We start from the raw sequence: 26279 nt of genomic DNA, 5'->3' as shown, positions 1-26279 counted from the left end.
GACTTCTATATAACCTGCAAATTTAGCTAAAATAGTTAAAAAATAACGAAAAACCGGATGGATATTACAATTCTCGGCATCGAATCTTCGTGTGACGACACCTCGGCGGCCGTACTGCGCAACCACGTATTGCTGTCGAACGTCATTGCCTCGCAGGCCGTTCACGTCAAATACGGCGGCGTAATCCCCGAACTGGCGTCGCGGGCCCACCAGCAGAACATCATCCCCGTCGTAGACACGGCACTCAGGGATGCGGGCATCACCGCCGACCAGATCGACGCCATCGCCTTCACGCGCGGCCCGGGACTGGTCGGCTCGCTGCTCGTCGGCGTGTCGTTCACCAAAGGGCTTTCGATCGCCCATAACATCCCGATGGTCGAGGTCAACCACCTGCAGGGGCACATCCTCTCGCACTTCATCGACCTGCCGGACCGCGCGCTGCCCCATCCCGATTTTCCGTTCCTGTGCCTCCTGGTAAGCGGCGGCCATACGCAGATCGTGCGCGTGGATTCCCCGCTCGAAATGGAGATCATCGGCACGACGATCGACGACGCCGCAGGCGAAGCCTTCGACAAATGCGCCAAGGTGATGGGACTCCCCTATCCGGGCGGCCCGGTGATCGACCGCCTCGCCAAGGAGGGCGACCCGAAGGCGTTCCGTTTCGCACACCCCCGCGTCGACGGTTACGACTACTCGTTCTCAGGGCTGAAAACCTCGTTTCTCTACACGCTGCGCGACGCCGTGGCCCAGGACCCCGACTTCATCGAAAAACACAAGGCCGACCTCTGCGCATCGCTGCAATCGACCATCATCGAGATACTTCTGGACAAACTGATCCGCGCCTCGAAGGAGACCGGCATCCGCGACATCGCTATTGCGGGCGGCGTTTCGGCCAACTCGGGCCTTCGCAACGGCATTAGCGAAACGGGCCGCCGGCGCGGCTGGCGAACCTTCATCCCGGAGTTCAAATTCACGACCGACAACGCCGCGATGATCGCCATGGCGGGGTACTACCACTACCGCGAAGGCGAATTTGCCGCATTGGACGTTTCGCCCGTGGCGCGCCTCGAAGAGTTGTAAGCTACTCACTCACAAAAAAAATAATTTGTGCAAACATCCAAATTCATGCGGGTCCTCGCGGGCCTGTTACTGCTGGCCTCCGCCTCCGTCCTGCCCACCGCCTGCGGCAGCGACGACGACAAGGAAACGGCCACGCTGACCGTCAGCACGGACAACCTCGTACTGGGCGGCGAGGCCGGGGAGTCCGAAACCTTCACCATCACTACGACCGCCGCGTGGAAGGCCGTCCCCTCGGGCGAAGGCTTCACGCTCGACAAGACCGAGGGCACGGGTGACGCTACCGTCCGCGTAACCGCCGCGGCGGGCAACTGGGACGGCTATGTGAAGCAGCTGGGCAGCATCGTGATCGCGGCCACGGGCGTCGACGGAGTGAAAACCGTCAGCGTCAGCCAGGACGAAATCACCCCGGTGCTGCCGGCCGAGGTAACCCTGATAGTCGATTTTACGCTGGGAGTTTCGGTCGCCACGCCGGCACTGCCGAACCAAAAAGCCGAAGCGGCAACCGGCCTCAAGGAGTACACGATCCAGGGCCACACCTTTACCTTTTTTGCCGACACGGAGGAAAACGGAGTCTTCTACTGGATCGACAACACCGTGTTCCAGCCCTCGCTCCCCGAACCGAACAAGGGCCTTTACATCAGCAAACTCGGTGCATACGTCAAATTCCCGGTCATCGCAGGCAAAATACTGACCAAAGTAAGTTACCTGTCCACGAGCAGCCAGAGCGGCGACACGCAGATCGACCTGCTGGGCGCTGACGGCGAGGATATTCAATATACGTTCGACGCGACCACCTCCACCTATGAACTGATCGACGCGGTTCAGACCGCGCGGCTCGAAATCACCAACTCGAAGAACGCGCAATTCGCCAAGTTGATGCTTACCTACAACGCTGAATAGGGCGCGACCGACCCGGCCAGCAACACAAACCCCTCCCGGCCAAATGGCCAGGAGGGGTTTGTCATTATAGTAGACGGCGGTTATTTCGCGCCGAAGAGCTTTTCCTTGAGCGAGAAACCCTCGCACCGGGCCGAAAAGTTGTCGTACTCGGCACGCAGCGAGGCCATCAGGTCCTTCACCGACTGGATTTTCTCGGCACGCCAGGCATTGGCGCCGCAGAAGGCATAGCCGTTGCGAAGTTTACCCTTGAAAGCGTTGTAGAGGGCCAGCATGATACAATAGGGGCTGTGTGTCACGTCGCACGTCTTGATGCAGTCGAACGGGCACGCCCTGGGGACCTTCAGCCCCTCCTTCACCCGGTCGAGGAACGAGTTGTGGATAGCCCGGCCCGGCATGCCGACGGGGCTCTGGATAATCTCGATATCCTCCTGCCGCGCCTCGATGTAGCTCTGCTTGAAAGCCGGATCGGCGTCGCATTCGTCGGTGGTGACGAAACGCGTACCCATCTGCACGCCGTCGGCGCCCAGTTCCATGATGCGGTAGATGTCCTCGCCCGTGTAGATGCCGCCGCCGGCGATCACCGGAATATGGCAGTTGTGCTCGGCCTCGAAGGCGCGGACTTCGGCCACGATCTCGGGAACGATGGCCTCCAGCGAATAGTGCTCGTCGGTGAGCTGGTCGGCCTTGTAACCCAGATGGCCGCCTGCCTTGGGGCCCTCGACCACGATGGCGTCGGGAATGTATTTATACTCCGAAAACCATTTCTGACACAACACCTTCGCTGCGCGCGCCGACGAAACGATCGGGGCCAGTTTGGTCTTGGCGCCTTCGGTCAGGAACGACGGCAGGTTGAGCGGAAGCCCCGCGCCCGAGAAGATAATGTCGGCCTTCTCGGCGATGGCGGTCTTCACCATATCGGCGAAGTTCGACATGGCGACCATGACGTTGACGCCGATGATGCCGTGCGTGGCTTCGCGGGCCTTGCGAAGTTCCTCCTTCAGTCCCCAGATCGAAGCGGCGCGGTAGTCCTTCGAGTAGTTGTTATAAATTGCCCCGAGGCCGGCCGACGAGATAACGCCGACGCCGCCCTGCTCGGCCACGGCCGAAGCCAGGCCCGCGAGGGACACTCCTACGCCCATGCCTCCCTGGACAATGGGCATCGAAGCGCATAAATTTCCGATTTTCAGTGATTTCATTTTGCTTGCATTAAGATGGAAGTAACGATCTTCCGCGCCAAAGATAGGTAATATCCAACGAAAAGTTGCGCAAAACAGCACAATTTAACGAAAACATTACATTGCCGCGGACCGGAGACGCGGCCGCCGGACGCTCCGCTCACAGAAACCGCACGCCGCGGACCCGTTTACGGTCGCGGCCCGGGGCCTCGCGCTCGACGATGCCCGTCACCACGTCGGCCGCATCGTGCCAGCGGTTGACGCGGAACTTCCGGCGGTAGGTCGTCAGGTGGGCGTAGAGTTCGGGCCAGCGGAGGTTCCAGCCGCGGGGGAAACGCACGAGGTGGAGCGCCGTGGCCGAATTGGAAAGAATGCGCGCCTCCTTGTTGCCGCCCTGGTGGAACCACTCGACGCGCACGCCCGGCGCAAGGGCCTGCACGGCCCGGGCGAAACCGCGGCCGCCGTTGTTGCTCTCGACGGCCGCCTGCCGCGTGTCCGAACGCACGAGCATCTCCGCAACGAGCGGCTCGGTCGCCTCCATCGGTTCGCGCGAGTAGACCGCATCGGTGATGTAAACCACCCCGTCGGCATCGACCGCATACGAAAGCGAACAGAGGTAGTCGTCGCTCGTATCGGCGGTGTCGGTGTAATTGGCCCGGCGGACGATCTCGTGCGGCAGGTCGTCGTATTCGCCAAAATTCAGCCCGTAGAGCAATCCCTCGCGGGCCGAAGGACGGCCCTGGTACATCGCCTCGAATTGCAGCGGGTCCAACCGCCGTTTGGCGGCCAGCAGCGCGGCGCCGTGCTGCTCCTCCCAGAGCGCCTCGCCCGGCCGGCGGGGATCGACCTCCGTGGGCGGCGAAGTTTTGAGGGCTTCGAAATTGAGATGCAGCCACACCCCGGAAGGCAGCGCGTCGACCTGCGACCACGTGCGCAGCTCCTCGACCGGCTCGCGCGCCGTGAGCGTACCGATCAGGTCCTCCTCATGCCAGCGGGTGAAGACGATGAGTTCGCGCGAAGCGTTGTGCATGCGGGTGCGGACCACCGAAGTGTACCACTCCCAGCAGTTGGCGCGGACAAGCGGCGAATTGGCTTCAAGCGCATCTTTATATAAATCGTCCAAAATAAAGCAGTCCACGCGGTTGCCCGTCAGCGAACCCTCGCGGCCGACAGAGAGCAGACTGCCCCGGCGGCCGATGATCTCGACCTCGTCGGCCGTGCGGATGTAGCTGGGCGGCTTCGCGCCCTTCTTGATTGTCGTTTCGGGAAAAAAGGCCGCATATTCCTGCGATTCGAGGATGCGCTGCACGCGGCGGTTGAACTTCGAAGCCAGCGTCCCCGAATAGGAAGCGATGGCTACCCGCTGGTCGGGATCGAGACCCAGCACATAGGCGGGAAGCAGGGTCGTCGCCCCGACGCTCTTGCCGTGCTGGGGCGGCATGGTGACCATCAGCCGCCGGATACGCCCTGCGGCAAAGGCCTCCAGCACACGGTAGTAGGCCCGGTGGAAGAATTGCAGTTCGAGGAAGGGATAGACCCCGAGGGCGAAGTCGGCGAAAGGAGGAGGTGCGGCGGATTCCGCGGCATCGGGAAGTACCAGCCCCTCGGGGAACGGCGAACCGCCGGAGAAAAACGAGAAGTCCGGGAATGCGGCATCGGACTCCAAAGGCTCCGGAGAGAGATCGCCGGAAGATACTGCCGGGGAGCGGCTTTCGGGGCAGGACACCCGCGAAAGGCTCTCGGCAGCAGCCAGAGAAGTGTTTTCGGGGCAGGACGCCGGGGATGAATTGCCGCACGAAGAGGCTGAAACGGTGTTTCCGGGACAGGCTGCGGTGTCAGGGAACACCGCCCCGCCGTTTACAAAAACCTCTGCGGAGGATAGCTCCGCAGAGGCCGATTCGGTTGGTTTGACCATTTTACTGATTTTTTTAGAAAAACCCTTGCGCGGCGCCGCGGCGGGCAGGTTTTTTGTCGGGGTGCGCTCCGGCGGCAGCGCCGTGCCGGGAAAGGAGGGCCGGAGCGCGGGCGGGCGTCAGAGATACGCCCGCAGGCCGGCGAACGAAAAGTCGTTCAGCACCTCGCCGCAGTCGCCGGCGGTGTGGAACTCCCACCAGACGGGGACCAGGTCCGCAATCGCGTCCCGGTCGCCTTCGGGGAGCCGCTCACGCCGCCGGTAGACGATCACCGAGGCCGTAAGCCGGCACTCCATGTCGCCAAAAGGGAACACGAGCGAGCCTGAAAAGTAACTTTCGCCGCCGACGGCCTCCGCAAGACGCGCGGCCACTTCAAGGTAAAGTTCCGATGAAACCGAATACATCATTGATAATTAATCGTTTTTTTGCAAAAGAGTTTGCAGAAGAGAATAAATTGTTTAACTTTGCAAAACAAAGATAAGTTCAAAATTTGAATTTTATACAATAAAGTTCAAATATTTTATATAGAAAAATCCGATAACAAAGCGATGAACGAACGGGTAAAACTGATACGCAAACAGCTCGGCATGACGCAGGAGCAATTGGCTCAACGACTTGGGATCGGCAAGGCGGCCCTGTCGATGATCGAAACCGGCAAGGCGGGACTCTCGGCCCGCAACCGCAACATACTGGTTCAGGAATTGAACGTAAATCCCGAATGGCTCGAAGCCGGAAAGGGCAATATGTTCAACGCCGAACCCGACCTGACGGCCTACATGCACCGCACGGACAATTCGCTGCCGCTGCAAAGCGTACCCCTCTACTCGATCGAGGGCACGGCGGGACTGGTTCCGCTGTTCGCCGACCAGGCGCAGACCAAACCGGTCAACTTCATCCACATCCCCAACCTCCCGAAATGCGACGGGGCGATCTACATCGTCGGCGACTCGATGTACCCGCTGCTCAAGAGCGGCGACATCGTACTGTACAAGCAACTGCGCGACATCGACGACATTTTCTGGGGCGACATGTACCTGCTGTCGATCGACATCGACGGCGAAGAGTACGTGACGGTGAAATACATCCAGAAATCCGACCGCGCGGGTTATGTGAAACTCGTGAGCCAGAACCAGCACCACGCCGACAAGGACGTGGAGATTTCGCGCATCCGCGCCATTGCGCTCGTGAAGGCAAGTATCAGGATGAATTCGATCCGTTAGCAAGAGCAGCGAAAAATCGCGCAATCTTCGATTGCCGGAAATACGGGGAGCGACAGCGGGCTTGCACGCAATGTCGCTCCCCGCTGTTTCCGGGTTCGCCGTGCGACGCGATTTTTCTTTGCCGCCGCCAGGACCGAATCGCCGACGCGGGGCGAGCGGGAACGCGAGCGAAGCAAGGCAATTCGGAGAAACACTCCGAAAAGGCGAAGCGGTGCGAAACGAATGTGCAGCGAAGCGAGGCAAAAAATCGGGCCCAGCCCTGCATTTTCCCGCCCGAAGGCCCGCAAAACGCAATCAAACGGGACAACACAAATAAAATCCGATTTTGGGTAACCAATTTCGGATTTTTTTAATATCTTTGCAAAGATGAAATTGGTTTGCCAATTTAAACGCCGGTAAATATCCGCTATTTCAGCATATGACAATTATAATATAACGACCAATTATGAAAACCAATTACGAAATCCGCTATGCGGCGCATCCCGAGGATGCGAAAAACTACGACACGGCGCGCCTGCGCCGCGACTTCCTGATCGAAAAGGTATTCGCTGCCGATGAAGTGAACATGGTCTACTCGATGTACGACCGTATGGTCGTCGGAGGCGCCATGCCGGTTGCCGAGACACTCCGCCTCGAAGCCATCGATCCGCTGAAGGCCCCGTTCTTCCTGACCCGCCGCGAGATGGGTATTTACAACGTCGGAGGTCCCGGCGTGGTAAAGGCCGGTGACGCCGAATTCGAGCTCGGCTACAAGGAAGCCCTCTACCTCGGTTCGGGCGACCGCGAGGTGACCTTCGCGAGCAAGGATGCCAAGAACCCGGCGAAATTCTATTTCAACTCGCTGACGGCACACCGCAACTACCCAGACAAGAAGGTGACGAAGGCCGACGCCGTGGTGGCGCACATGGGTTCGCTCGAAGGATCGAACGACCGCAACATCAACAAGATGCTTGTAAACCAGGTGCTGCCGACCTGCCAGTTGCAGATGGGCATGACCGAACTGCTGCCCGGAAGCGTGTGGAACACGATGCCCGCGCACGTGCACTCGCGCCGCATGGAGGCTTACTTCTATTTCGAGGTTCCCGAAGACCAGGCCGTGTGCCACTTCATGGGTGAAGTCGACCAGACGCGCCACATCTGGATGAAGGGCGACCAGGCCGTGCTGTCGCCCGAATGGTCGATCCACAGCGCCGCCGCCACGCACAACTACACCTTCATCTGGGGCATGGGCGGCGAAAACCTCGACTACGGCGACCAGGATTTCTCGAAAATCACAGACCTGAAATAACGGTCAAAAGTCCATTCCACCCCGGTTCACAGCCTTAACATAGCAGTACGTCCCGGCCGACCGGACAAAACGTACGCCATCTCCCTCCCCGAGGGAGGGTCGGGGTGGGGTCGGCATTTGCAAATGCCGCCAAAGGCGGCAAAAACGGCGGTCCGAAACAGGATTGCAAAGAGATATAGACTGACAACCGAATAACAAAACCTAACAAAATTCTGTAACAATGGTAGACTTTTCTTTGAAAGGTAAGGTAGCGCTCGTAACGGGCGCTTCCTACGGCATCGGATTCGCGCTGGCGACGGCTTTCGCCAAGCAGGGCGCAAAGATCGTTTTCAACGACATCAAACAGGAACTCGTAGACAAAGGCCTGGCCGCTTACAAAGCCGAGGGAATCGAAGCCCACGGATACGTCTGCGACGTGACCAACGAGGAGCAGGTAAACGCCATGGTGGCGCAGATCGAAAAGGAGGTCGGCGTGGTGGACATCCTCGTGAACAACGCCGGCATCATCAAGCGCATTCCGATGATCGAGATGACCGCCGCGGAGTTCCGCCAGGTGATCGACATCGACCTCAACGGTCCGTTCATCGTTTCGAAAGCCGTCATCCCCTCGATGATCAAGAAGGGCCACGGCAAGATCATCAACATCTGCTCGATGATGTCGGAGCTGGGCCGCGAGACCGTGTCGGCGTACGCAGCGGCCAAGGGCGGCCTGAAGATGCTGACCCGCAACATCGCATCGGAATACGGCGAATACAACATCCAGTGCAACGGCATCGGCCCGGGCTACATCGCAACGCCCCAGACCGCACCGCTGCGCGAGCGTCAGGCCGACGGATCGCGCCACCCGTTCGATTCGTTCATCGTAGCCAAGACCCCCGCAGCACGCTGGGGCACGCCCGAAGACCTGATGGGTCCCGCGGTATTCCTCGCATCGGACGCTTCGGACTTCGTCAACGGCCACATTCTCTACGTCGACGGCGGTATCCTGGCTTACATCGGCAAGCAGCCGCAGTAAACCGGCCCTTCCCCAGAGAAGGAGACGGCACACTCCCCGGACAGTAATACATGCCGTAAAGAAACCCCTGCCTTTTCGAGGCAGGGGTTTTTACGTATCACACGCCGCGACTTCAGGCCCACAACGCTTCGAGACGCTGTGCGACGATCTCGTCGGTGATGTAGTCGTCGTACTCCATATAGCGGTCGACCATGCCGTTGGGCGTGAGTTCGATGATGCGGTTGGCAACCGTATTCACAAATTCGTGGTCGTGGGAACTCATCAGCACATTGCCCTTGAAGTTGATCAGCGAGTTGTTGAACGCCTGGATGGATTCGAGGTCGAGGTGGTTGGTCGGAGAGTCCAGCACGAGCGTGTTGGGCTGCTGGATCATCATCTTCGAGATCATACAGCGGACCTTTTCACCGCCGGAGAGCACGCTGACCTTCTTATAGATCTCCTCGCCGCTGAACAGCATCTTGCCCAGATAACCCCGCAGGTACAACTCCGTGGTGTCGGACGAGAACTGGGCCAGCCAGTCGACGATCGAAAGCTGGCTCTCGAAATAGGGGGCATTGTTGAGCGGCAGGTAAGCGTAATTGATCGTCGTTCCCCATTCGACGACACCCTCGTCGGCCTTATCGTCGCCGACAAGTATATCGAACAGGGCCGAAACCGCACGCTGGTCGCGCGCAAGGAACGCTATTTTATCGCCCTTCTCGACCGTAAAACTGATATCGCTGAAAAGCCGTTCGCCATTGACCGTCTTGCTGAGAGAGTCGACCCCGAGAATTTTCGTGCCGGCTTCGCGTTCGGGCTGGAAAATAATGCCTGGATATTTACGCATCGAGGGCTTGATCTCCTCGATATTGAGCCGCTCGATCATCTTCTTGCGCGATGTCGTCTGCTTGGATTTGGCCACGTTGGCACTGAACCGCTGGATAAATTCTAACAGCTCCTTTTTCTTCTCCTCGGCTTTCTTGTTCTGCTGCTGCTGCTGGCGCAGAGCGAGCTGGCTCGACTCGTACCAGAAACTGTAATTACCCGAGAAAAGGTTTATGTCGCTGTAATCGATATCGACCGTATGCGTACACACCGAGTCGAGGAAGTGACGGTCGTGCGAGACGACGAGCACCGTGTTTTCGTAATTCGACAGGTAGTTTTCCAGCCACGCAATCGTCGTCCGGTCGAGGTCATTGGTCGGCTCGTCGAGCAGCAGGTTGTCGGGTTTGCCGAACAGGGCCTGCGCCAGCAACACGCGTACCTTCTCCTTGGCGCTCAGATCGGCCATCAACTGATAATGCAGCACCTCTTTGATGCCCAGGCTGCTCAACAGATTGGCGGCGTCGCTCTCGGCGTTCCAGCCCTGCATCTCCGCAAACTTTTCCTCCAGTTCGCCGGCCCGGAGCCCGTCCTCCTCCGAAAAATCGGGTTTGGCATACAACTCCTCTTTTTCCTTCATCGTATTCCACAACGGCTGATGCCCCATCAGCACCGTGTCGAGAACCGTATATTCGTCATACTCGAAGTGATCCTGTTTGAGCACCGACAACCGTTCGCCGGCGCCGAAAGCCACGCTGCCCCGCGACGGGGTCACCTCGCCGCTGAGCACTTTCAGAAACGTCGACTTCCCCGCACCGTTGGCGCCGATCACACCGTAGCAGTTGCCCGGCGTGAATTTGAGATTGATATCTTTGAAAAGAACCCGTTTTCCGTACTGTACCTCTAAATTTGAAACTGTAATCATCCTGAAATTCTAAATTTGAAGCTACAAAAGTAACCCAAAAGAATGAGTAAACCGAGCCGAAGCGGAAAAATCGGCAAAATTAAATCCCCGCTGTATGCCGGAATACACCCGAAGACCCCGAATCTCCGGCGGAATCGGGGCCGGCGTTTGCAAAAAATTTTAATAAAGTTTCCAGTTTCAGTTGTGACGCCGGGAACGGTTTTTAATTAACGGCCGGCCGGAAAAGGTTTTATTTGAATTACAAACTGTTAGCATTCCGGAACAAAAAGAATTTGCAAACAGCCGGCAAAAACCTAAAAAATCGACTGAAAAAGACTAATTTAACAATTTATTTAATATATTTGCATAATATAGGATGCGGTTCGGCATAGAGTGCGAACGAGTTCGCCGCTTTGCCCTTACCTTTCGCTATATGTGTGAAATCGTTGTTATAAACATCTAATCTGAAACCAAAAATCATGGAACAATCAAAAGTGCGGGAGTTGCAGGATGTCGTTATACGCTTTTCGGGCGATTCGGGCGACGGCATGCAGCTTACGGGCACGCTCTTTTCCGACACTTCGGCACTGCTGGGAAACGGGATCTCGACCTTCCCCGACTACCCCGCCGAGATTCGCGCCCCGCAGGGAACCGTTGCAGGCGTTTCGGGCTTTCAGGTACATTTCGGCGACCACCGCGAGCTGAATCCCGGCGATTACTGCGACGTACTGGTGGCGATGAACCCCGCGGCGCTCAAGGCCAACCGCAAATGGCTCAAACCGGGTGCGACGGTCATCCTCGACGGCGATTCGATCACCGAAGAACATCTCAAAAAAGCGGGATTCGCAACCCTCGACCCGCTGGCGGAGCTCAAGTTAGACGAATATAACGTCGTGATTCCCGACATCACTTCCATGACGCGCGAGGCGCTCAAAGAGACCGGGCTCGACAACAAGGCGATCGGCAAGTGCAAAAACATGTTCGCACTGGGCATCTGCTTCTGGCTGTTCGACCGTCCGGAGGAGTACGCCCTCAAATACCTCGACGGCAAATTCGCCAAGAAAAACCCCGCCGTGGCCCAGGCCAACAAGCTGGCCATCGCGGCAGGTTACAACTATGCGGCCAACACCCACCAGTTCGCCAACAACTACACCGTAGCCCCGGCTCCCCGGGAAAAGGGAACCTATCGCTCGATCAACGGCAACGTAGCCACGGCATGGGGTCTGTGCGCCGCTGCCGAAAAGGCGGGACTGCCGCTCTTCTGCGGTTCGTATCCCATCACCCCGGCCACGGTGATCCTCGAAGAGCTGGCCAAGCGCAAGGACCTCGGGGTCAAGACCGTGCAGGCCGAGGACGAGATCGCCGGCATCTGCACCGCCATCGGTGCGGCGTTCGCAGGCAATTTCGCCGTGACGACCACTTCGGGCCCCGGCCTGTCGCTCAAGAGCGAGGCGCTGGGCCTGGCGGTGATGACCGAACTGCCGCTGGTCGTCGTGGACGTACAGCGCGGAGGCCCCTCGACGGGTCTTCCGACGAAAACCGAGCAGAGCGACCTTTCGCAGGCCCTGTACGGCCGTAACGGCGAATGTCCGGTAATCGTCGTGGCGGCATCGTCGCCCAGCGACTGTTTCCACTACGCATTCGAAGCCGGACGCCTCGCCATGGAGCACATGACGCCCGTTATCCTTTTGACCGACGGATTCATCGCCAACGGTTCGGAGCCGTGGCGCATCCCCGAGATGAAGGACTACCCCGCTATCTGCCCGCCGGTCGTCGACGAAGCCCCCGAAGGCGGATTCATGCCCTATGTGCGCAACGAAAAACTGGCCCGCGGCTGGGCATTCCCCGGCAAGAAGGGACTGGAACACCGCGTGGGCGGCCTGGAGAAAGACTGTGTGAAGGGCTGTATCTCGCACGATCCGTCCAACCACCAGAAGATGACCGACACCCGTTCGGCGAAGGTAGCGAAAGTCGCCGAGGACATCCCCGCACAGGGAGTCTGGGGCGACGCAGAGGGCGACCTGCTGGTCGTAGGCTGGGGAGGTACGCGCGGCCACCTGCAGAACGCCGTGGACGAGATGCGCAAGGAAGGCAGGAAAGTTTCGCTGTGCCACTTCAACTACATCAACCCGCTGCCGAAAGGCGTGCGCGAGATTTTCGCCCGGTTCGGGAAGATCGTGGTCTGCGAACTCAACGAAGGCCAGTTCGCCAACTACCTGCGCCAGAACTTCCAGGAGTTCAGCTACGAACAGTACAACAAGTGCGAGGGACTCCCCTTCACGGTTGTAGAACTTAAAAAGAAATTCGAATCCTTACTGAAGTAACCATGGCAGACTACAAATACACCCCTGCGGATTTCAAAAGCGACCAGGAGGTACGCTGGTGTCCCGGATGCGGCGACCACGCCATCCTGAGTGCCGTGCAGCGCGCACTGCCGGAAATAGCCGACGCGCTCGACACGCCCCACAACCTGTTTACGTTCGTCTCGGGCATCGGATGCTCGTCGCGTTTCATCTACTACATGAAGACCTTCGGGTTCCACTCCGTGCACGGACGCGCCAATGCCATAGCGACGGGCGTGAAGACGGCGAACCCGCGCCTGAGCGTCTGGGTGACGACGGGCGACGGCGACTCGCTGGCCATCGGCGGCAACCACTTTATCCACGCCATCCGCCGCAACGTGGACCTCAACGTCATCCTGTTCAACAACGAGATTTACGGTCTTACCAAAGGCCAGTACTCGCCCACGTCGAAACTGGGCAAGATCACGAAGACCTCGCCTTACGGAACGGTCGAGAAGCCGTTCAACCCCGGCGAACTGGTGATCGGCTCGAAAGGCACGTTCTTCGCCCGTTCGATCGACATGGAAGTCGGGCTTTCGAAGGAATGTATGATCGCCGCCGCCAAGCACAAAGGCATGTCGGTGATCGAGGTCTTGCAAAACTGCGTGATCTTCAACGACAAGACACACTATGCGTTTGCGGCCGACAAGGCTACGCGCGCCGAGCACACCGTGACGCTGCGCCACGGCGAGAAGATGCTGTTCGGGGCCAACAACGAAAAGGGAATCGTCTTCGAGAACATGAAACTCAAAGTCGTAACCGTAGGCCAGGACGGCTACACGCTGGACAATGTGCTGACGCACGACGCCCACGAACGCGACACGACGCTGCATTCGATGCTCGCAGGCATGAAATACCCCGAATACCCGGTTGCCCTGGGTGTAATCCGTGCAGTCGAGGACGACACGGTTTACGACCGCGCCGTAGAAAAGCAGGTCGAGGAGGTCAAAGCGGCCAGCAAGATTCACTGCGTGGACGACCTGCTCCGCTCGGGAGCGACATGGGAGGTGGAATAAACACCCGATATATTAATGAAAAAAGCGTCGGAACTTCTCGGAGTTCCGGCGCTTTTTCGGATTTCGGGTTGTCCGGATTGTCCGGATTGCCGGTTGCCGGCGGTTGCACAGGACCCTTCACCTGGCAACCGCGTTACTGCTTTTTGCCGAGCAGCGTACCGTCGATAATCTTGCGCATCTCCTCGATGCCCATGGCCCCGTTGGCATGCTGCGGCTCGCCGTTCATCGGGATAAAAATAAAGGTCGGGATGCTGCGGATCTTAAACAGTGCGGCGAGACGTTTTTCCTTGTCGACATCCACCTTATAAACCCGCACGCGGCCCTCGTACTCCCCGGCCAAGGTCTCCATAACCGGGGACATCATCTTGCAGGGACCGCACCAGGTGGCGTAAAAATCAATGACGGCAGGCAGGTCGCCGTTGTACTTCCAGGCTTCATTTGCGGAGAAATCGAAGATTTGCGTCTTGAACTCCGCGGTCGTCAGTTCGATTGCTTTCATATTTTTCGTTTTTTGAGTGTCGTCGGATCGTTGTGCGGCAACAGGCAGGCCAAGCAGCACAGCCGCCGCAAGAAAGGTTGTTTTCAGGGTTGCGGTTATCCGCCGCCGTAAGGTCGCGGCTCCGGGATTCAGCTCTTTTTGCGTTTTCATAATTCTATCGTTTTTTGATAATGCAAAGATCGTGACCGAATGCCCTGCGGGAAATAGCCAAACCGCCGGAAAGATTGGCAAAATTTCCTTTGCGGCCATTTCACGGCATTCCGACAACCCTTCCGGAGTATTGCGGAAAGTGGTTCGGAGCGTTTTTTCGAAAAAAAAATCGTCAATAAAACGGATTTTCCGGGCCGAAAATTGTGGAAATAAAAAAATCCGATTATCTTTGCACCCACAACAAGGGGGATTAGCTCAGTTGGCTAGAGCGCTTGCATGGCATGCAAGAGGTCACCAGTTCGACCCTGGTATTCTCCACCACCGAAAAAACGGCCCCATACGCACATAGGGGCGATATTCAAAGAAAACCACCCATTCGGGTGGTTTCTTTTTTTGCAAAAAAACATGGATTTCCAGCCCTTTTTTGTATGTTTGTTTGTCGATAGTTTGTCCAAAAATGAAAGACTATGCCAACATTTGCGATTGAGGTCCGAGAAAAAAATGAACGCCGGGACGGTAAATTTCCGGTTGCGATCCGAATAACCCATAAACGGGTATCACGGAAAATACCGACGGATGTATATGTAACCCGCAAACAAATCAAGCCCGATTTTTCCGGACTGAAAGACGTAACGATCCTAAAAGGACTATTAAACGACATCGCAAATTACGAGGAAATGCTGGCCAAGGGACTGGGTACCGATTTGAGCCGGTTTGCCACTCAAGACCTCGTTAACTACATCCAAAAGCAAAAAGAAACCGCAGGAGGTGCCGGCATTGATTTTATCGCGTTTTGTAACGCCCATATTCAAGCGTTGAGGGCCGCCGGACGCAAGGGGTCGGCATCCCGATTTGAGGCCGTCATACGCAATTTATCCGACTATTTCGGACGTTCTGTTGTGTACGTTAAAGAAATTAACGTAACAAATCTGCAGGGGTTCATCGAATATATGCAGAAACCCCGCACAATCACGCGGATAAACCAAAAGGGCAAGGAGGTTACCACGCAAGTTTCGGGATGCAAGGCGCAAACCGTAAAGGACTATTTGGCGGACATACAGACCCTATTTAATGCGGCATGTGATAAATATAACGATGATGATGCCGAAAGTGTCCTAATCACCCACCGGCCATTTGCCAGCAAAAAATTACAGATCGAGGTAAAGGAAGAACCGGAAAAGAGGGATTTATCCACCGAGGATTTGATAAAGATTTTGAACACCGAGAAGGTCCCCGGAAAGCGGATGCAGTTGGCACGGGACGTACTGGCATTATCGTTTTATTTGCTGGCCATGAACACTGCGGACCTTTACGGGGATGATGCCGCCCTCACAGGCCGCCGAATCACATACCATCGGCAGAAAACGGCGACGCGACGAAAAGACGAAGCCCTATTTTCCGTGAAGATCGAACCGGAAACCATGCCGCTGTTGAGGAAATACCACGATCCGGACAAAAAACGGCTTTTCCGTTTTTATACGATGTACGCAGGGTTTAGAGAGTTCAATATCAACGTTAACAAGGGCTGTAAACAACTGGCGGCCCATTTGGATATAAAAGTGAATTTATCCACCTACTACATGCGCCATACATGGGCCACCGTCGCATCCGAGGATTGCGGGATCAGTGAGGCCGAAATCGCACTCGCATTAAACCACGTCAGCGAGGATAACGACATGGAAAAAGGCAAGAGCCTAAAAACCACACGCGGATATATTCATCGCCGTTTTACCAAGAACGACACTAACCACCGGAAAGTACTGGATTATTTACACACCAAAGGATTGGTAAATATATGAACTATTAAATAATATAAATAGTTCAGAAAATATATACTATTTTATTTGGAAAATAGTTCATATTGCATTATATTTGCAGTGTCAAACAATAACAACGGTAATATGAAATCAAGCGAATTGCACCGACTAATCCAAAAAAATGGCTGGCAAGCCATCAGACAGGCAGGGAGCCACGTAATTTATGAAAAGGATGGCAAAACGGTTTCGGTTCCTTTTCACGGTTCCAAAGAAATGGGCACTGGCATTGCAAACAAATTTATCCGGGTTATGGGGCTTAAATAGCTCCAGCCCGGAAAACAAATAACGATACAACCATGGAAAAGGCAAAAATTAAAGTATTGGTAGAATGGGCATCCGACGGAACAATATCGGCCATGATGGAAAACGAGCTGTTTGCCGGCATGGGTTCGACCGTTGACGAGGCGATCAAGGACATGAAAGCGGGCATTACACTCTTTATTGAAACCGCCAAAGAAAAGGGATTTCCCTACAAGGATTATTTAGACGGGGATTTTGACATAGAACTGGAATACGATGCCGTCAGTATGTTGAAATATGCCCGTGAATACATCAAAGACACGAAGCTGGCCGAACTGACCGGAATACAAGTACAACAGTTGGCGCGGTACGCCAATGAGAAAACCAAACCGCGTCCGGCACAACGGCGCCGGATCGTCGAGGCATTGCGTAAATTCGCGGCCCCCTTATATGCTATTACTTTGTAGTGTTATTGTTTGACAGCATACCGATAAGGTAGTAGCGGCCCCGGAGCAATGCTTCGGGGCTTTTCATTTTCTGATGCAATCCAACGTTTTCATTGCATCATATTCAGATTGCAATTTAGCGGCGGCCCGCGCATTGCATTTGCTGATTAAAGGCTCTATTTGGGTTATATCTTCACCAGTCAAACCATAACGTGCCGCCAATGACGGGGACAACACGACGGGATTATTCCCCCGCATCCGGCGTTCACAAAGCAAAGCGATACGCGAGGCGTACAGGTGCGAAATCGTTTTATCGTCAATTTCTTCAACATGGCACAATTTCACCCCCACAAACAGAATGAGGAAATAATCCCCCGGGTGGAATGTTGAGGCCAGGGATCGAAATTCCTGCAGGTTGTACGTTGTACGATTACTCAATTCGTCGATATAGCCCGAATAACGTACTATGGAAAATAGCGATTTAGGCAAACTGTCAAAAAGAGCATAAATATAATGCCGGTCACACTCTAATCGTTGAAAAAATGCGGTAAGTGAAATCGTTTGTATTTCGTGCGGCATCAGGTCGTTTTCTCGTTGTTCCTGATCCTCGTAAATCGGGTATTGTAATTCTGTTTTCGGCATAATGTGGGGTTAGAATTGGTAATGTTGATCGTAGAAAAAGGACGGCCAGTGCAGGATTTATAGCAGTTGTAAATACCAGATTTTAGGGGCCACACCGACCGTCCAATACGATAATGCCCAGAGGCACACGCCGCAGGGTTGAGGAATCAAAAACGTATGAGAAATAACCGCGGCATAAGCAATTCATTTAATGCCATCCGCAGAAAGAAAAAGACGGACGGGGCATTGTGCTATCACAGCGTAGGTCGTGGAAAACCCGTCAGTAAATAACACAAGAGGCCCACGCCCGTCGGGTCGTAGTCCATAAAAAAGAATACCACACTGTCGGGACGTGAGCCACGACCCGCAAAAGGTTTCTTGTATTTGCCACTGACTTGTAAATTTTCCACGTTTACGCTGGGCAAATGCGCCCGCCTTTCGGCGGATCGCGTTACAAATGTAATAAAAAATAAAATGCCGACTTTGATAATAATTATAATTTCATCTGTCGGACGTTTATTTGCTATTTAAGCAACTATATAGCATATAATAACAAACACGGCACCGATTAGGTGCCGTGCAACTATTGCGCCGAGGGTCCCTCTATACAGCTATATGATGGATAACAATGTTACCGCCTTTTTCATTGTACCGGTCTATCGTAGATTGGTACCCTTTCGGTAAGTCTTTTTTATCCCCGATCAAAACCACATTTGTAGTTTTTTTAATAATCAGATTGGATTTAACACCCATAGTTTTAAGCAGATTTTTCACAATTCCCAACAAATAGACGGAAAATGTGTTGACAATAATAACGACGTTTTTATCCTGCAAATCCAACGCCTCAAGATCCGCACGTATTTTGTCCAAGAGTAACCGGGCGTCAGCCATACCATCATCGGTAACGGCAACCGGTTCGGGCATCGGCTGTATTTTGTCGGGATCGGTTGCGGACCCTGAACCAGATATTTTGGTCCGCTTGTATATTCCTGTCCCGGGAATACTGTTGTTTACATAAGTCCCTTTTGGGCCGACCGTAACAGATGCACCTTTCACACCTACCGAGGTACTTATCCCGCTTTTGCTTAAATTCAATTTAATGCCGGGGGCAATTTTCACCCTTTTCCTAAAATTGAAAAGTCCCATAGTCTTGTGGTTTTCGCTTAAATTTCAAATATTGAGTGGAAAAGCATTATTTCAAAATCCGATAATTGACAGGCCGCCAGTAAGTGCCCCAATAATGGTAGAGTTAAATTGCGGCGTTTTATTCCTATTCCCCCGCCCTCGCAACACGGCGGGGTGCATCGTTTCCCACCTTTTTCGTCAATTCTTCAATGATCCGGTTTTGTGTCTCGATTTGCTTTTTAAGAAAACCTATCATTTCCCAAAGTTGGGCGGTATCATCGTTCGGAGGCAACGACGGTTCCGGCTCACGTTGGCCAATACCGAGTTTTGCGGCAATATCCATCATGTTGCCAATATGATTATCTGACATTTTTTTAATAGCATCAGACGATGGTAATTTCACATCGTTTTGATAGAAGAAATAAACATTTTGGTTTATCGCCGCCGCCACACGCTCCAAAACGCCGGTTTTTATATCCTCTACATTAAGCATACTTTGCAGATTTTGCGGGATAATGCCCATTGATTTGGCTACATCTGAAAGGACATATCCATTTTTACGCAAAATTTCTTTTACCCTTTTTCCGGTCATAATCAGAGTTTTATGGAGTGATAAACATTTTCGCTTACAATAAATAAACAATACCACTTGTTTTATAAGTTCTTTTGCTTATATTTGTACTGTTATTGTAAACGTAATAACAAATTTAGTTAAAAAAATCAAACTAATTGCTCTTTGGGGAAAAACGTACCGAAAAGGATGGAACACTGGTAGCGGGAAACCTGATTGGGAGGCACAAAAAGCCTAGTTGTTGCGGTTGGCTATGGGCTATATCCGCCACGCATAGAACGTGTAGGCAAGTTGCACGGATCAGGTCAATGTGAGGGGCGCGGGATCGCTTTGCCACCGTAGCGGGATTTGCACGGGTTGCAACCGTTCCGTAAGTCGGCACAAGCCATTACGCTGCATCCGGCATCAGCCGGGGACGCGGGCCGTGAGAAGATAGCATGTTGCGCCACACCTACCGACACAATACCACTGGGGGTAATACCAAAGAGCAATTTTTAACCAAACCAATTATGGCCGAATTAGTCCGCACCGTAAACCTAACCGCAACTTTCGCACAAATGCAGAAAGGCGATACCGTTGAAATCGGAATCAACGATGCCACCGAATCCAATGTTCGGGCCGCCGCGTGCCGTTACGCCAAAGAGAAAAAAATCGAGTTAAAAGTATCGGTGTTGAGGGGCACAGGAAAAACGACAGTTACGAGGAAATCCTAAAACCTACCACAATGGAACAGCTACCAATAGACCGACTGCATTTATTGCAGTTGCAAGCCACTTATGAAGCGGGGTTTAATAAGTGTGCCGAGGCGCTGGGACTTTTGAAACCGTACCTATCCCTAAACCAGTGCTATAAACGATGGGGCCGCAAAACCGTGAACAGATGGGCGGACGAGAAACTGATCGAAATAATAAAGGACGGTACCGGTACCAGCAAATGCCGTGTATTGCGCGAGCGCATCGAGTTGGTCGCGTCCATGAGTAACCGCACCAGTTGGTACGAGAATCACGAATAATACGCAATGCTTTGAAAGACTTTGAAAAATCTGCTAACAATGGAACAAACTGAAAAACTGGCCGACGATTACGCTAAGATGGTCAAATCGTCAATGGAAGCCGACGGAGTAGATATGACCCGAAAAAGAGCGGTTATTTGCCTGCGCATGGTACGGGAATCTTTTATCCACGGGATGGAACGAATGCGCGAGGAATTGACCCGCTGGCACGATCCGAAAAAGGAGTTACCTCCGATTTATGATAATGTCATGGTCAAATATATGGCATTAGATGGGTGCGAACATGTTGCGACCGCATGGCGTTCTGCCGGTGATGCAGGAGGATACATCTATGCGATCAGCGGGACAGGTGCCACGATCAACAGTCGAAATATTATCGGCTGGCGGGAGATTCACGAATAAAGCTATGGATATTCTAACCCCACATGACGGCATTACGAACGAGAAGATTTGCAAAGCGCAGATTGAGGCCGTCGAAAAAAAGCAAAACGATTACCGGCTAATCGGACGAATTATCAAAGTTCCCGGGCACACGCTTTACAAGTTCAACAGGGACACACGCGAGGCATCCACGGCCAAAATGGAAATATCCAAAGGAGGGCAATTCATTCCGGAAACCGGGGCCATTTTGGACCGCTCGCAATCGTCGGTTAAGGTGGAAAAAAATTGCTATTACGAGCAAGCGCTGAATATGCGGAATTTCATCAAAAGGTTGCGCCGTCGGGGGCTTATTACACCCGATGAAACGGTAAAAATCAAAAAATAAATGAAATACACTTTTGAAGAAATAAAAGCCGTCGCCAAACTTGTGAAACGCCTTTATTACCCGCATTGTAGAGAATCCGCCCGGGAAATCCGGGAATGTGAGAGCATGGACGATTTGCGACACCTCGCAATCAAGTACCGCGATTATATCGGCAAATCACCGTGTGCAAATTACATCAACTCCGAATGTTCCGACGAGTTGAATGCCATGGGATTGCGGTTACAGTTATACGTCGATGGCCGTGCGAGGTTGTATTTAGCATAAAAACAGAAAATTATGGAGTGGAATAATAACCCTTTCGCCCGTGATACTCGGGTCAGTATCTTTTCCAATGGAACAGAGGCAGAAAGTTGGTGCGCGTGTAATTGCGACTGTTGCATCCGGAAAAACAAATGCAATTTGGAAAGTGCAATATTATCGGGCTGGGCGGGCGATGGTCGAATCCCACTTTGGGTAGCCAAAGAAATCGGATGTAACTATGATCCGCTTTATCAGCAGGCCCAATTATCCAACCAATGCCGGGCATTCACAACGGGCGATGAACCATTTTAACATACATTCCATGGAAACGACATTACAACATATCATCCGGCGGACGGGCAAAAAGCCGATCAGTTGCAAGTGCAAACAGTGTCAGCAACAATGCCGGACGTGTCCGTGTTTGGGAACGCCGGCGGACATCGAACGCCTGATCGACGCGGGGTATTCCGATAAGCTGGCCATTACGGACTGGTGCGTGGGTCAACTGGTCGGGGCGATCCCGTACCCGATCCCCATGGTGCAAGCCATCCAAACCGATACAGGGTGCATTTTTTTTCACGATGGGTTATGCGAGTTGCACGACCAAGGGCTGAAACCCACCGAGGGCCGACTATCCCATCACTCCACCCAGCTCGAAAAATTCCGGTTCCGCAATTCGATTGCGTGGAACGTCGCAAAAGAATGGATTAACGAACAAAATGCCGACACGATCCGGCGAATTATGGACAAACTAAAGACACCGACACAATGAAAACGTATGTAATAACATTATCCCAGCAATTTCCAAAAGGGCATCGTAGAGCTGGGGAACCGACACGGTTTCGGTGCGCGTTCCTGCAAGGTAGGGATTTTTGCCGCGATTGTTTTGGCGGATGTAATTATGATAGGGATGCAGAGGCCCACCTGGGTCGAACCTGCAGTCGAAATCTTTGGACCTACCACAAAATCCACACGATCCGCGCGAATTATCCCCTTTGGGAAAAACGGTTTGCAGAGATCGCACGCGGTGAGGCTTGCCTATCCGTCCGCCAATGGACCGGGAAACCGTACCGAAGCCCGCAGGTTGAAATTGGCAGGCTCACCCATGCGGACGGAATCAGCATCCAAAAATATGAAGATTACGCCCCTTTTTCGCCCGTAATAGACGAGCAGATAAATCCCATAGTATTAGAAAAAGAGTTGGCGCACAACGACGGTCTTTCACTCGCAGATTGGCGGGATTGGTTCAAGGGGTATGACAAAACCCAGCCGATGGCAATTATCCATTTTACGAGTTTCCGATACTAAATAAAAGAGCAAAAATATGATTACGATAGACCAATATTTAGAGGCAAAAAAGATCATCATACAATACGAGGATCAGGAGTATTACAAACGACTGGAACAGGCGAAAAAGGATTTTCCGATAGGTTCGTATGCCAAAGGGCAAACGGGTTGGTCCTCGGGTGAGGTTTGGGGATATGGTCGGGCCGGCAATGACGTAACAATAAAGGTCCGTAGTAATGGCCGCAGTGCCGGGCATTTCCTCGCCAAATATGCTATAAAACTATGATTGAAAATTTTCCCTACCGAACGAGCCGTGATTATGACCGGTTGCTGGCGTTGTTGGACGCCGGGCATGTTATCGTCTGCATCGTGGACTACCGAACACGCGATGGACACGTAACACGCGACATTTGCCGCGGGCGTAAAACCGGCGGCGGGCACGATGTGCGCTACTCTTTCGACGCCCGAGGAATTGGATATGGTGAGGTATGGCCGGACCTGGACGATGATTTCACGCACGTATGCCAATATTGCGACCTCGAATTTATCGACCCTGACCGGACGTAACCCCCATAACCACATGCCGCCATGAAAACCATATCGAACCAAACGTGCAAAGAGATAAAAGACATTTTGCAGACCTTTTCGCAGTTGAGGGAATCGGATGCACTGGCACAAGCGACCACCGCATCCACGCGGTTCGTCGATGCCCAGCGCCGCGCCGGGCGGCTCGTGAAAAAGTTGGCCGCCGCGGTTGATAAGGTCGATGCCCGCACATGCACGGGATCACAAAAGGCGGCGATATTACAGATGTTGAAAGAGGGTGAGAGGATCACGCCCGACGATGCCCTGCAGTTATGCGGATGCCGTCGGTTAAGCGCCCGCATTTGGGAACTGGTACATATCGACGGGCATGACATCCGGCGAGAGCTGGGCCGGACACCCGAGGGTAACCAATGCGCCCGGTATTACATGACCATAGAACAACAATAGACCATGAACAGAGAACAGACACCCAAGATGTGCCCCACATGTGGGGAAGAGTTGATGCAGTGCGAGAACTGCGAAGAATGGGGATGCCCCGTGTGTAACGAGGACTGGCACACCACCCGCGACGATGTGTTGTTGTGCCCGGAATGCTCCGCCGCACTCCAAGAGGAATACGATAAGGAAACGGACAACGGGACCAAGGTGTGCGGCACATGCTCGCTGTTTAGCGATGAGGACGCCGAGGGCGATGGCTGGTGCGAATTTCACCAAGAATCGCGGCATTGCTCCGAATACTGCGAGAACAGATTACCGAAATAATCCCGGGCTATCAGGTCGCGGCCACACATGAATAATATAAGGTTGGAAAATATGGCAAATAATCCCAAGGCGGACAAAGGAACATTTATCCTGCGATCCGATTTTTACCCACAAGTGCAACTATTGACGCGCGAACAGCGCGGGGACCTTTTAACGGCAATTTTCGCCTACACCTCGGACGAGAAAATCCCCGAATTGGACGGCGTAACAAAAATGTGTTTCGAGTTCATCAAGGCGTCGATAGATTTTTATGCGGTAAAGTACGACGCCCAGTGTAAGAAAAACCGAGAAAACGGACGGAAAGGTGGGCGCCCGAAAAAATCGGGTGGTAACGATGAAAACCAATCGGATAACGACGGAACCGGACGATTTGAGGAAAACCCACCGGAAAGCGAAAAAACCGAACGGTTTTTAGAACAACCGACCGAAAGCGACGAAACCGGACGGATTCACGAACAACCGGATGAAACCGAAATAACCGACGGGATTATGGAACAACCGGACGAAACCGAAATAACCGAACGGCCAAAAAATAACCGTTATTCTTATTGTGATTGTGATACTGATTGTGATTGTGGTACTGATAATAGCACACACACAGTAATTACTGAAAAGAAAGGGGGTGCGGGGGAAAACAACGCCGCCCCGGTCGAAAATCCCGCCAACGTTGAGGCGGCCAAACTGCTCGCATGGATTGCGGCCAGCGTCCCGACGGTCGCGGCCATGGCTGAACCACTCACAGAGCAGAACATCGTGTGGATGCTCCGCAAATACAGCGTTGAGGACATCCAGCGAATTATCCAAGCCATGCATAACAAGCGGGCATACGAGAACGTGAACGCCTACACCACATTCGGCAACTTTGCCCGACGCGATACCCAACTGAACGACCACAAGAACACAGGGCGGACCGCATCGTCCAAACCACGACGCTACACGTACCCTGAATACCTCACGGCAATCGACCAACAGAACGGCGGCAAGTATCGCGGTTCGGATTTTCACACCATTCGTGAGGCCGGAAAACTGTATTGGGTTTTGGCCAGCGAAATACCAACATCCGAGGCATGAGCAACACAACCGACAGAATGACCGCCACCGAATTTCAAGCACTTTTGCACGGCGGAAAAGTACCGGGCGGTACGATTGCCTCAACCGGCAACCGCAAGGTACGCAACGCGGCTAAAACCGAACAGAACGGGATCATCTTCGATAGCCGCCTCGAGTGCTATATGCACAATCTTTTGACAACGCACGGCATTGGATTTCTGTTTCAAAAAAAATACACATTACAGGAACCTTTCACTTACAACGGCGAAACAATCCGGGCAATCACCTACACGCTGGATTTTTACCTTCCGGATTATGACCTCGCTATCGACACCAAAGGCGTGGCCACCCAGCAGGGAAAACTCCGTATCAAGATGCTGAAACGCTTATTTGCGGATTTGGGCCGAACCACCGCCATAGAATTGCCCAGGACAAAGGCCGAATGTGATGCACTGGTAGGCCGGATAATTACGAACAGAGAACAACGATAGCCATGGAAAAGAACATCACGTACAACATGGATGCGCTTGCGGCGGCCAAACTACTGCCGGATCAGTCTGTTGATTGTATCGTTACGTCCCCGCCCTATTACGGTTTACGGGATTACGGTGTTGAGGGACAGATCGGCCTCGAAGACACCCCCGATGCCTACATCCAAAAACTGGTATCATTATTCCATGAGTTACGGCGGGTGTTGAAAGACCAGGGCACCGTATGGATCAATATTGCGGACAGTTATGCTGGGAGTGGGCGCGGCGTGGGCGACACAAAACGCAGTTCAGCGAAACAGCAAAGTAACGCGGGGAGCTGGGCGGGCAATTCGCATAAGGTGTTCAAGAATGACGAGATAAAACCCAAAGACCTGATCGGCATACCGTGGATGCTCGCATTTGCATTACGGGCCGATGGCTGGTACTGGCGGGCCGACATTGTTTGGCACAAACCCAATTCGATGCCGGAAAGCGTAACTGACCGCCCCACCAAAGCGCACGAATATATTTTGCTGTTTGCGAAATCCCCCAAATACTATTTCAACGCCGAGGCTATCGCAGAACCTGTTTCCGATGCAACGATAACCCGATACAGTCAAAATTTGGATGGACAGCAAGGGAACGATAACCCGACCGCATTACCTCGGTTTGGTGGAAAGAAATACACGGAAAATCCCGCCGAGTTTTACCGGACCAAAAGCGGTAATATTTACAAATTGAGAACAAAACGCAACAAACGCAGTGTTTGGACGGTAACGACGAAACCGCAAAAAGAAGCGCACTTTGCAACTTTCCCCGAGGACCTTATCACACCGTGCATTTTAGCCGGATGTCCCGAGGGGGGGGGAATTGTTTTAGACCCATTTAACGGAACAGGGACCACCCGCATAGTTGCCAATAAACTCAACCGAAATGCGATTGGGTTTGAATTGAACCCGAAATACATCAGAATCGAAGAACGCCGCCGGCGCAAAGAGCTGGGGATATTTAACATTTAGCGAC

Annotated in this window: 31 protein-coding genes and 1 tRNA gene; 24 read left to right on the top strand and 8 right to left on the bottom strand. The window is 53.5% G+C overall.

Features of this window, described 5'->3' with window-relative positions; translation table 11 throughout:
- Positions 1-57: 57 nt before the first annotated feature.
- Positions 58-1080, top strand: a complete 1023-nt coding sequence (tsaD, locus tag I2E69_RS13295; RefSeq protein ID WP_195461717.1) for a tRNA (adenosine(37)-N6)-threonylcarbamoyltransferase complex transferase subunit TsaD — start codon at positions 58-60, stop codon at positions 1078-1080.
- Positions 1081-1107: 27 nt separating this feature from the next.
- Positions 1108-1980, top strand: coding sequence for a BACON domain-containing protein (locus I2E69_RS13290; protein ID WP_195461716.1), 873 nt, complete (start codon positions 1108-1110; stop codon positions 1978-1980).
- Positions 1981-2060: 80 nt separating this feature from the next.
- Here the strand turns inward: I2E69_RS13290 and I2E69_RS13285 are convergent, their stop codons facing one another.
- The 3 genes from I2E69_RS13285 to I2E69_RS13275 form a co-directional block, all read right to left on the bottom strand.
- Entirely contained in the window at positions 2061-3176 is a 1116-nt protein-coding gene (locus tag I2E69_RS13285; RefSeq protein WP_195461715.1) for an NAD(P)H-dependent flavin oxidoreductase, read from the bottom strand.
- A gap of 139 nt (positions 3177-3315) precedes the next feature.
- Positions 3316-5070, bottom strand: coding sequence for a phage terminase large subunit (terL, locus tag I2E69_RS13280; protein ID WP_229095524.1), 1755 nt, complete (start codon positions 5068-5070; stop codon positions 3316-3318).
- 117 nt (positions 5071-5187) lie between these two features.
- Positions 5188-5475, bottom strand: a complete 288-nt coding sequence (locus tag I2E69_RS13275; protein WP_195461714.1) for a hypothetical protein — start codon at positions 5473-5475, stop codon at positions 5188-5190.
- Positions 5476-5616: 141 nt separating this feature from the next.
- Here I2E69_RS13275 and I2E69_RS13270 point away from each other — a divergent pair, with 141 nt between their 5' ends.
- The 3 genes from I2E69_RS13270 to I2E69_RS13260 all read left to right on the top strand — a co-directional run bounded on the left by I2E69_RS13270 (position 5617) and on the right by I2E69_RS13260 (position 8591).
- Entirely contained in the window at positions 5617-6288 is a 672-nt protein-coding gene (locus tag I2E69_RS13270; RefSeq protein ID WP_195461713.1) for an XRE family transcriptional regulator, read from the top strand.
- 445 nt (positions 6289-6733) lie between these two features.
- On the top strand, positions 6734-7576 hold the full coding sequence (gene kduI, locus I2E69_RS13265; RefSeq protein WP_195461712.1) for a 5-dehydro-4-deoxy-D-glucuronate isomerase: 843 nt from the start codon (positions 6734-6736) through the stop codon (positions 7574-7576).
- A gap of 220 nt (positions 7577-7796) precedes the next feature.
- Complete coding sequence (locus tag I2E69_RS13260; RefSeq protein ID WP_195461711.1) at positions 7797-8591, top strand: gluconate 5-dehydrogenase; 795 nt, start codon at positions 7797-7799, stop codon at positions 8589-8591.
- Between the two features lie 112 nt (positions 8592-8703).
- Here the strand turns inward: I2E69_RS13260 and I2E69_RS13255 are convergent, their stop codons facing one another.
- Positions 8704-10317 carry an ABC-F family ATP-binding cassette domain-containing protein gene (locus tag I2E69_RS13255; RefSeq protein WP_195461710.1) on the bottom strand — a complete coding sequence of 538 codons (1614 nt, stop codon included), beginning with the start codon at positions 10315-10317 and terminating at the stop codon, positions 8704-8706.
- A 458-nt stretch (positions 10318-10775) separates the two neighbouring features.
- On the opposite strand from I2E69_RS13255, the gene I2E69_RS13250 reads away from it, so the two are divergent.
- Positions 10776-12620 carry a 2-oxoacid:acceptor oxidoreductase subunit alpha gene (locus I2E69_RS13250; RefSeq protein ID WP_195461709.1) on the top strand — a complete coding sequence of 615 codons (1845 nt, stop codon included), beginning with the start codon at positions 10776-10778 and terminating at the stop codon, positions 12618-12620.
- Between the two features lie 2 nt (positions 12621-12622).
- Positions 12623-13654: a 2-oxoacid:ferredoxin oxidoreductase subunit beta gene (locus I2E69_RS13245; RefSeq protein ID WP_195461708.1), complete on the top strand. Its 1032-nt coding sequence runs from the start codon at positions 12623-12625 to the stop codon at positions 13652-13654.
- A 133-nt stretch (positions 13655-13787) separates the two neighbouring features.
- On the opposite strand, the gene trxA is transcribed toward I2E69_RS13245, so the two are convergent.
- The gene (trxA, locus tag I2E69_RS13240) at positions 13788-14153 is read right to left on the bottom strand and encodes a thioredoxin (RefSeq protein ID WP_195461707.1); all 366 of its coding nucleotides are present in this window, start codon (positions 14151-14153) and stop codon (positions 13788-13790) included.
- A gap of 394 nt (positions 14154-14547) precedes the next feature.
- On the opposite strand from trxA, the gene I2E69_RS13235 reads away from it, so the two are divergent.
- From I2E69_RS13235 to I2E69_RS13220, 4 genes are all read left to right on the top strand, one after another.
- A tRNA-Ala gene (locus tag I2E69_RS13235) sits at positions 14548-14624 on the top strand.
- Positions 14625-14770: 146 nt separating this feature from the next.
- Positions 14771-16102, top strand: coding sequence for a tyrosine-type recombinase/integrase (locus I2E69_RS13230; RefSeq protein WP_195461706.1), 1332 nt, complete (start codon positions 14771-14773; stop codon positions 16100-16102).
- 102 nt (positions 16103-16204) lie between these two features.
- The gene (locus tag I2E69_RS13225) at positions 16205-16384 is read left to right on the top strand and encodes a type II toxin-antitoxin system HicA family toxin (protein ID WP_195461705.1); all 180 of its coding nucleotides are present in this window, start codon (positions 16205-16207) and stop codon (positions 16382-16384) included.
- Between the two features lie 32 nt (positions 16385-16416).
- Positions 16417-16827, top strand: coding sequence for a helix-turn-helix domain-containing protein (locus tag I2E69_RS13220; RefSeq protein ID WP_195461704.1), 411 nt, complete (start codon positions 16417-16419; stop codon positions 16825-16827).
- 63 nt (positions 16828-16890) lie between these two features.
- On the opposite strand, the gene I2E69_RS13215 is transcribed toward I2E69_RS13220, so the two are convergent.
- The 3 genes from I2E69_RS13215 to I2E69_RS13205 all read right to left on the bottom strand — a co-directional run bounded on the left by I2E69_RS13215 (position 16891) and on the right by I2E69_RS13205 (position 19144).
- On the bottom strand, positions 16891-17448 hold the full coding sequence (locus I2E69_RS13215; protein ID WP_195461703.1) for a hypothetical protein: 558 nt from the start codon (positions 17446-17448) through the stop codon (positions 16891-16893).
- Positions 17449-18030: 582 nt separating this feature from the next.
- Complete coding sequence (locus I2E69_RS13210) at positions 18031-18573, bottom strand: DUF4236 domain-containing protein (RefSeq protein WP_195461702.1); 543 nt, start codon at positions 18571-18573, stop codon at positions 18031-18033.
- A 124-nt stretch (positions 18574-18697) separates the two neighbouring features.
- The gene (locus I2E69_RS13205; RefSeq protein WP_195461701.1) at positions 18698-19144 is read right to left on the bottom strand and encodes a hypothetical protein; all 447 of its coding nucleotides are present in this window, start codon (positions 19142-19144) and stop codon (positions 18698-18700) included.
- A 488-nt stretch (positions 19145-19632) separates the two neighbouring features.
- On the opposite strand from I2E69_RS13205, the gene I2E69_RS13200 reads away from it, so the two are divergent.
- The 13 genes from I2E69_RS13200 to I2E69_RS13140 all read left to right on the top strand — a co-directional run bounded on the left by I2E69_RS13200 (position 19633) and on the right by I2E69_RS13140 (position 26275).
- Positions 19633-19836 carry a hypothetical protein gene (locus tag I2E69_RS13200; protein WP_195461700.1) on the top strand — a complete coding sequence of 68 codons (204 nt, stop codon included), beginning with the start codon at positions 19633-19635 and terminating at the stop codon, positions 19834-19836.
- Between the two features lie 11 nt (positions 19837-19847).
- Entirely contained in the window at positions 19848-20135 is a 288-nt protein-coding gene (locus I2E69_RS13195) for a hypothetical protein (protein WP_195461699.1), read from the top strand.
- Between the two features lie 39 nt (positions 20136-20174).
- On the top strand, positions 20175-20537 hold the full coding sequence (locus I2E69_RS13190; protein WP_195461698.1) for a hypothetical protein: 363 nt from the start codon (positions 20175-20177) through the stop codon (positions 20535-20537).
- Positions 20538-20541: 4 nt separating this feature from the next.
- Positions 20542-20901 (top strand): hypothetical protein, encoded by a 360-nt coding sequence (locus tag I2E69_RS13185; RefSeq protein ID WP_195461697.1) that lies wholly within the window; start codon positions 20542-20544, stop codon positions 20899-20901.
- A complete protein-coding gene (locus I2E69_RS13180; RefSeq protein ID WP_195461696.1) occupies positions 20902-21165 on the top strand; it encodes a hypothetical protein in 264 nt (87 codons plus the stop codon).
- Positions 21166-21463: 298 nt separating this feature from the next.
- Positions 21464-21913 carry a hypothetical protein gene (locus I2E69_RS13175; protein WP_195461756.1) on the top strand — a complete coding sequence of 150 codons (450 nt, stop codon included), beginning with the start codon at positions 21464-21466 and terminating at the stop codon, positions 21911-21913.
- Between the two features lie 552 nt (positions 21914-22465).
- Positions 22466-22714 (top strand): hypothetical protein, encoded by a 249-nt coding sequence (locus tag I2E69_RS13170; RefSeq protein WP_195461695.1) that lies wholly within the window; start codon positions 22466-22468, stop codon positions 22712-22714.
- Entirely contained in the window at positions 22711-22995 is a 285-nt protein-coding gene (locus I2E69_RS13165; protein WP_195461694.1) for a hypothetical protein, read from the top strand. Before I2E69_RS13170 ends, I2E69_RS13165 begins: the two co-directional genes overlap by 4 nt.
- Positions 22996-23016: 21 nt before the next feature.
- Complete coding sequence (locus tag I2E69_RS13160; RefSeq protein ID WP_195461693.1) at positions 23017-23421, top strand: helix-turn-helix domain-containing protein; 405 nt, start codon at positions 23017-23019, stop codon at positions 23419-23421.
- Between the two features lie 27 nt (positions 23422-23448).
- Positions 23449-23736 carry a hypothetical protein gene (locus I2E69_RS13155; protein ID WP_195461692.1) on the top strand — a complete coding sequence of 96 codons (288 nt, stop codon included), beginning with the start codon at positions 23449-23451 and terminating at the stop codon, positions 23734-23736.
- 51 nt (positions 23737-23787) lie between these two features.
- Positions 23788-24807, top strand: a complete 1020-nt coding sequence (locus I2E69_RS13150) for a DUF6291 domain-containing protein (RefSeq protein WP_195461691.1) — start codon at positions 23788-23790, stop codon at positions 24805-24807.
- Positions 24804-25277, top strand: a complete 474-nt coding sequence (locus tag I2E69_RS13145) for a DUF1064 domain-containing protein (RefSeq protein WP_195461690.1) — start codon at positions 24804-24806, stop codon at positions 25275-25277. Before I2E69_RS13150 ends, I2E69_RS13145 begins: the two co-directional genes overlap by 4 nt.
- 2 nt (positions 25278-25279) lie before the next feature.
- Positions 25280-26275, top strand: coding sequence for a DNA-methyltransferase (locus tag I2E69_RS13140; RefSeq protein WP_195461689.1), 996 nt, complete (start codon positions 25280-25282; stop codon positions 26273-26275).
- The last annotated feature ends 4 nt before the right edge of the window (positions 26276-26279 follow it).

Source organism: Alistipes sp. D31t1_170403_E11 (assembly GCF_015553985.1).
GTDB lineage: Bacteria > Bacteroidota > Bacteroidia > Bacteroidales > Rikenellaceae > Alistipes > Alistipes montrealensis.
This window is presented reverse-complemented; position numbering and strand designations above follow the sequence as displayed.

Coding starts and splice junctions, on each gene's coding strand:
- tsaD (WP_195461717.1), top strand. CDS start 58: ATGGATATTACAATTCTCGGCATCGAATCTTCGTGTGACGACACCTCG.
- I2E69_RS13285 (WP_195461715.1), bottom strand. CDS start 3,176: ATGAAATCACTGAAAATCGGAAATTTATGCGCTTCGATGCCCATTGTC.
- terL (WP_229095524.1), bottom strand. CDS start 5,070: ATGGTCAAACCAACCGAATCGGCCTCTGCGGAGCTATCCTCCGCAGAG.
- I2E69_RS13275 (WP_195461714.1), bottom strand. CDS start 5,475: ATGATGTATTCGGTTTCATCGGAACTTTACCTTGAAGTGGCCGCGCGT.
- I2E69_RS13270 (WP_195461713.1), top strand. CDS start 5,617: ATGAACGAACGGGTAAAACTGATACGCAAACAGCTCGGCATGACGCAG.
- kduI (WP_195461712.1), top strand. CDS start 6,734: ATGAAAACCAATTACGAAATCCGCTATGCGGCGCATCCCGAGGATGCG.
- I2E69_RS13260 (WP_195461711.1), top strand. CDS start 7,797: ATGGTAGACTTTTCTTTGAAAGGTAAGGTAGCGCTCGTAACGGGCGCT.
- I2E69_RS13255 (WP_195461710.1), bottom strand. CDS start 10,317: ATGATTACAGTTTCAAATTTAGAGGTACAGTACGGAAAACGGGTTCTT.
- I2E69_RS13250 (WP_195461709.1), top strand. CDS start 10,776: ATGGAACAATCAAAAGTGCGGGAGTTGCAGGATGTCGTTATACGCTTT.
- I2E69_RS13245 (WP_195461708.1), top strand. CDS start 12,623: ATGGCAGACTACAAATACACCCCTGCGGATTTCAAAAGCGACCAGGAG.
- trxA (WP_195461707.1), bottom strand. CDS start 14,153: ATGAAAGCAATCGAACTGACGACCGCGGAGTTCAAGACGCAAATCTTC.
- I2E69_RS13230 (WP_195461706.1), top strand. CDS start 14,771: ATGCCAACATTTGCGATTGAGGTCCGAGAAAAAAATGAACGCCGGGAC.
- I2E69_RS13225 (WP_195461705.1), top strand. CDS start 16,205: ATGAAATCAAGCGAATTGCACCGACTAATCCAAAAAAATGGCTGGCAA.
- I2E69_RS13220 (WP_195461704.1), top strand. CDS start 16,417: ATGGAAAAGGCAAAAATTAAAGTATTGGTAGAATGGGCATCCGACGGA.
- I2E69_RS13215 (WP_195461703.1), bottom strand. CDS start 17,448: ATGCCGAAAACAGAATTACAATACCCGATTTACGAGGATCAGGAACAA.
- I2E69_RS13210 (WP_195461702.1), bottom strand. CDS start 18,573: ATGGGACTTTTCAATTTTAGGAAAAGGGTGAAAATTGCCCCCGGCATT.
- I2E69_RS13205 (WP_195461701.1), bottom strand. CDS start 19,144: ATGACCGGAAAAAGGGTAAAAGAAATTTTGCGTAAAAATGGATATGTC.
- I2E69_RS13200 (WP_195461700.1), top strand. CDS start 19,633: ATGGCCGAATTAGTCCGCACCGTAAACCTAACCGCAACTTTCGCACAA.
- I2E69_RS13195 (WP_195461699.1), top strand. CDS start 19,848: ATGGAACAGCTACCAATAGACCGACTGCATTTATTGCAGTTGCAAGCC.
- I2E69_RS13190 (WP_195461698.1), top strand. CDS start 20,175: ATGGAACAAACTGAAAAACTGGCCGACGATTACGCTAAGATGGTCAAA.
- I2E69_RS13185 (WP_195461697.1), top strand. CDS start 20,542: ATGGATATTCTAACCCCACATGACGGCATTACGAACGAGAAGATTTGC.
- I2E69_RS13180 (WP_195461696.1), top strand. CDS start 20,902: ATGAAATACACTTTTGAAGAAATAAAAGCCGTCGCCAAACTTGTGAAA.
- I2E69_RS13175 (WP_195461756.1), top strand. CDS start 21,464: ATGGAAACGACATTACAACATATCATCCGGCGGACGGGCAAAAAGCCG.
- I2E69_RS13170 (WP_195461695.1), top strand. CDS start 22,466: ATGATTACGATAGACCAATATTTAGAGGCAAAAAAGATCATCATACAA.
- I2E69_RS13165 (WP_195461694.1), top strand. CDS start 22,711: ATGATTGAAAATTTTCCCTACCGAACGAGCCGTGATTATGACCGGTTG.
- I2E69_RS13160 (WP_195461693.1), top strand. CDS start 23,017: ATGAAAACCATATCGAACCAAACGTGCAAAGAGATAAAAGACATTTTG.
- I2E69_RS13155 (WP_195461692.1), top strand. CDS start 23,449: ATGTGCCCCACATGTGGGGAAGAGTTGATGCAGTGCGAGAACTGCGAA.
- I2E69_RS13150 (WP_195461691.1), top strand. CDS start 23,788: ATGGCAAATAATCCCAAGGCGGACAAAGGAACATTTATCCTGCGATCC.
- I2E69_RS13145 (WP_195461690.1), top strand. CDS start 24,804: ATGAGCAACACAACCGACAGAATGACCGCCACCGAATTTCAAGCACTT.
- I2E69_RS13140 (WP_195461689.1), top strand. CDS start 25,280: ATGGAAAAGAACATCACGTACAACATGGATGCGCTTGCGGCGGCCAAA.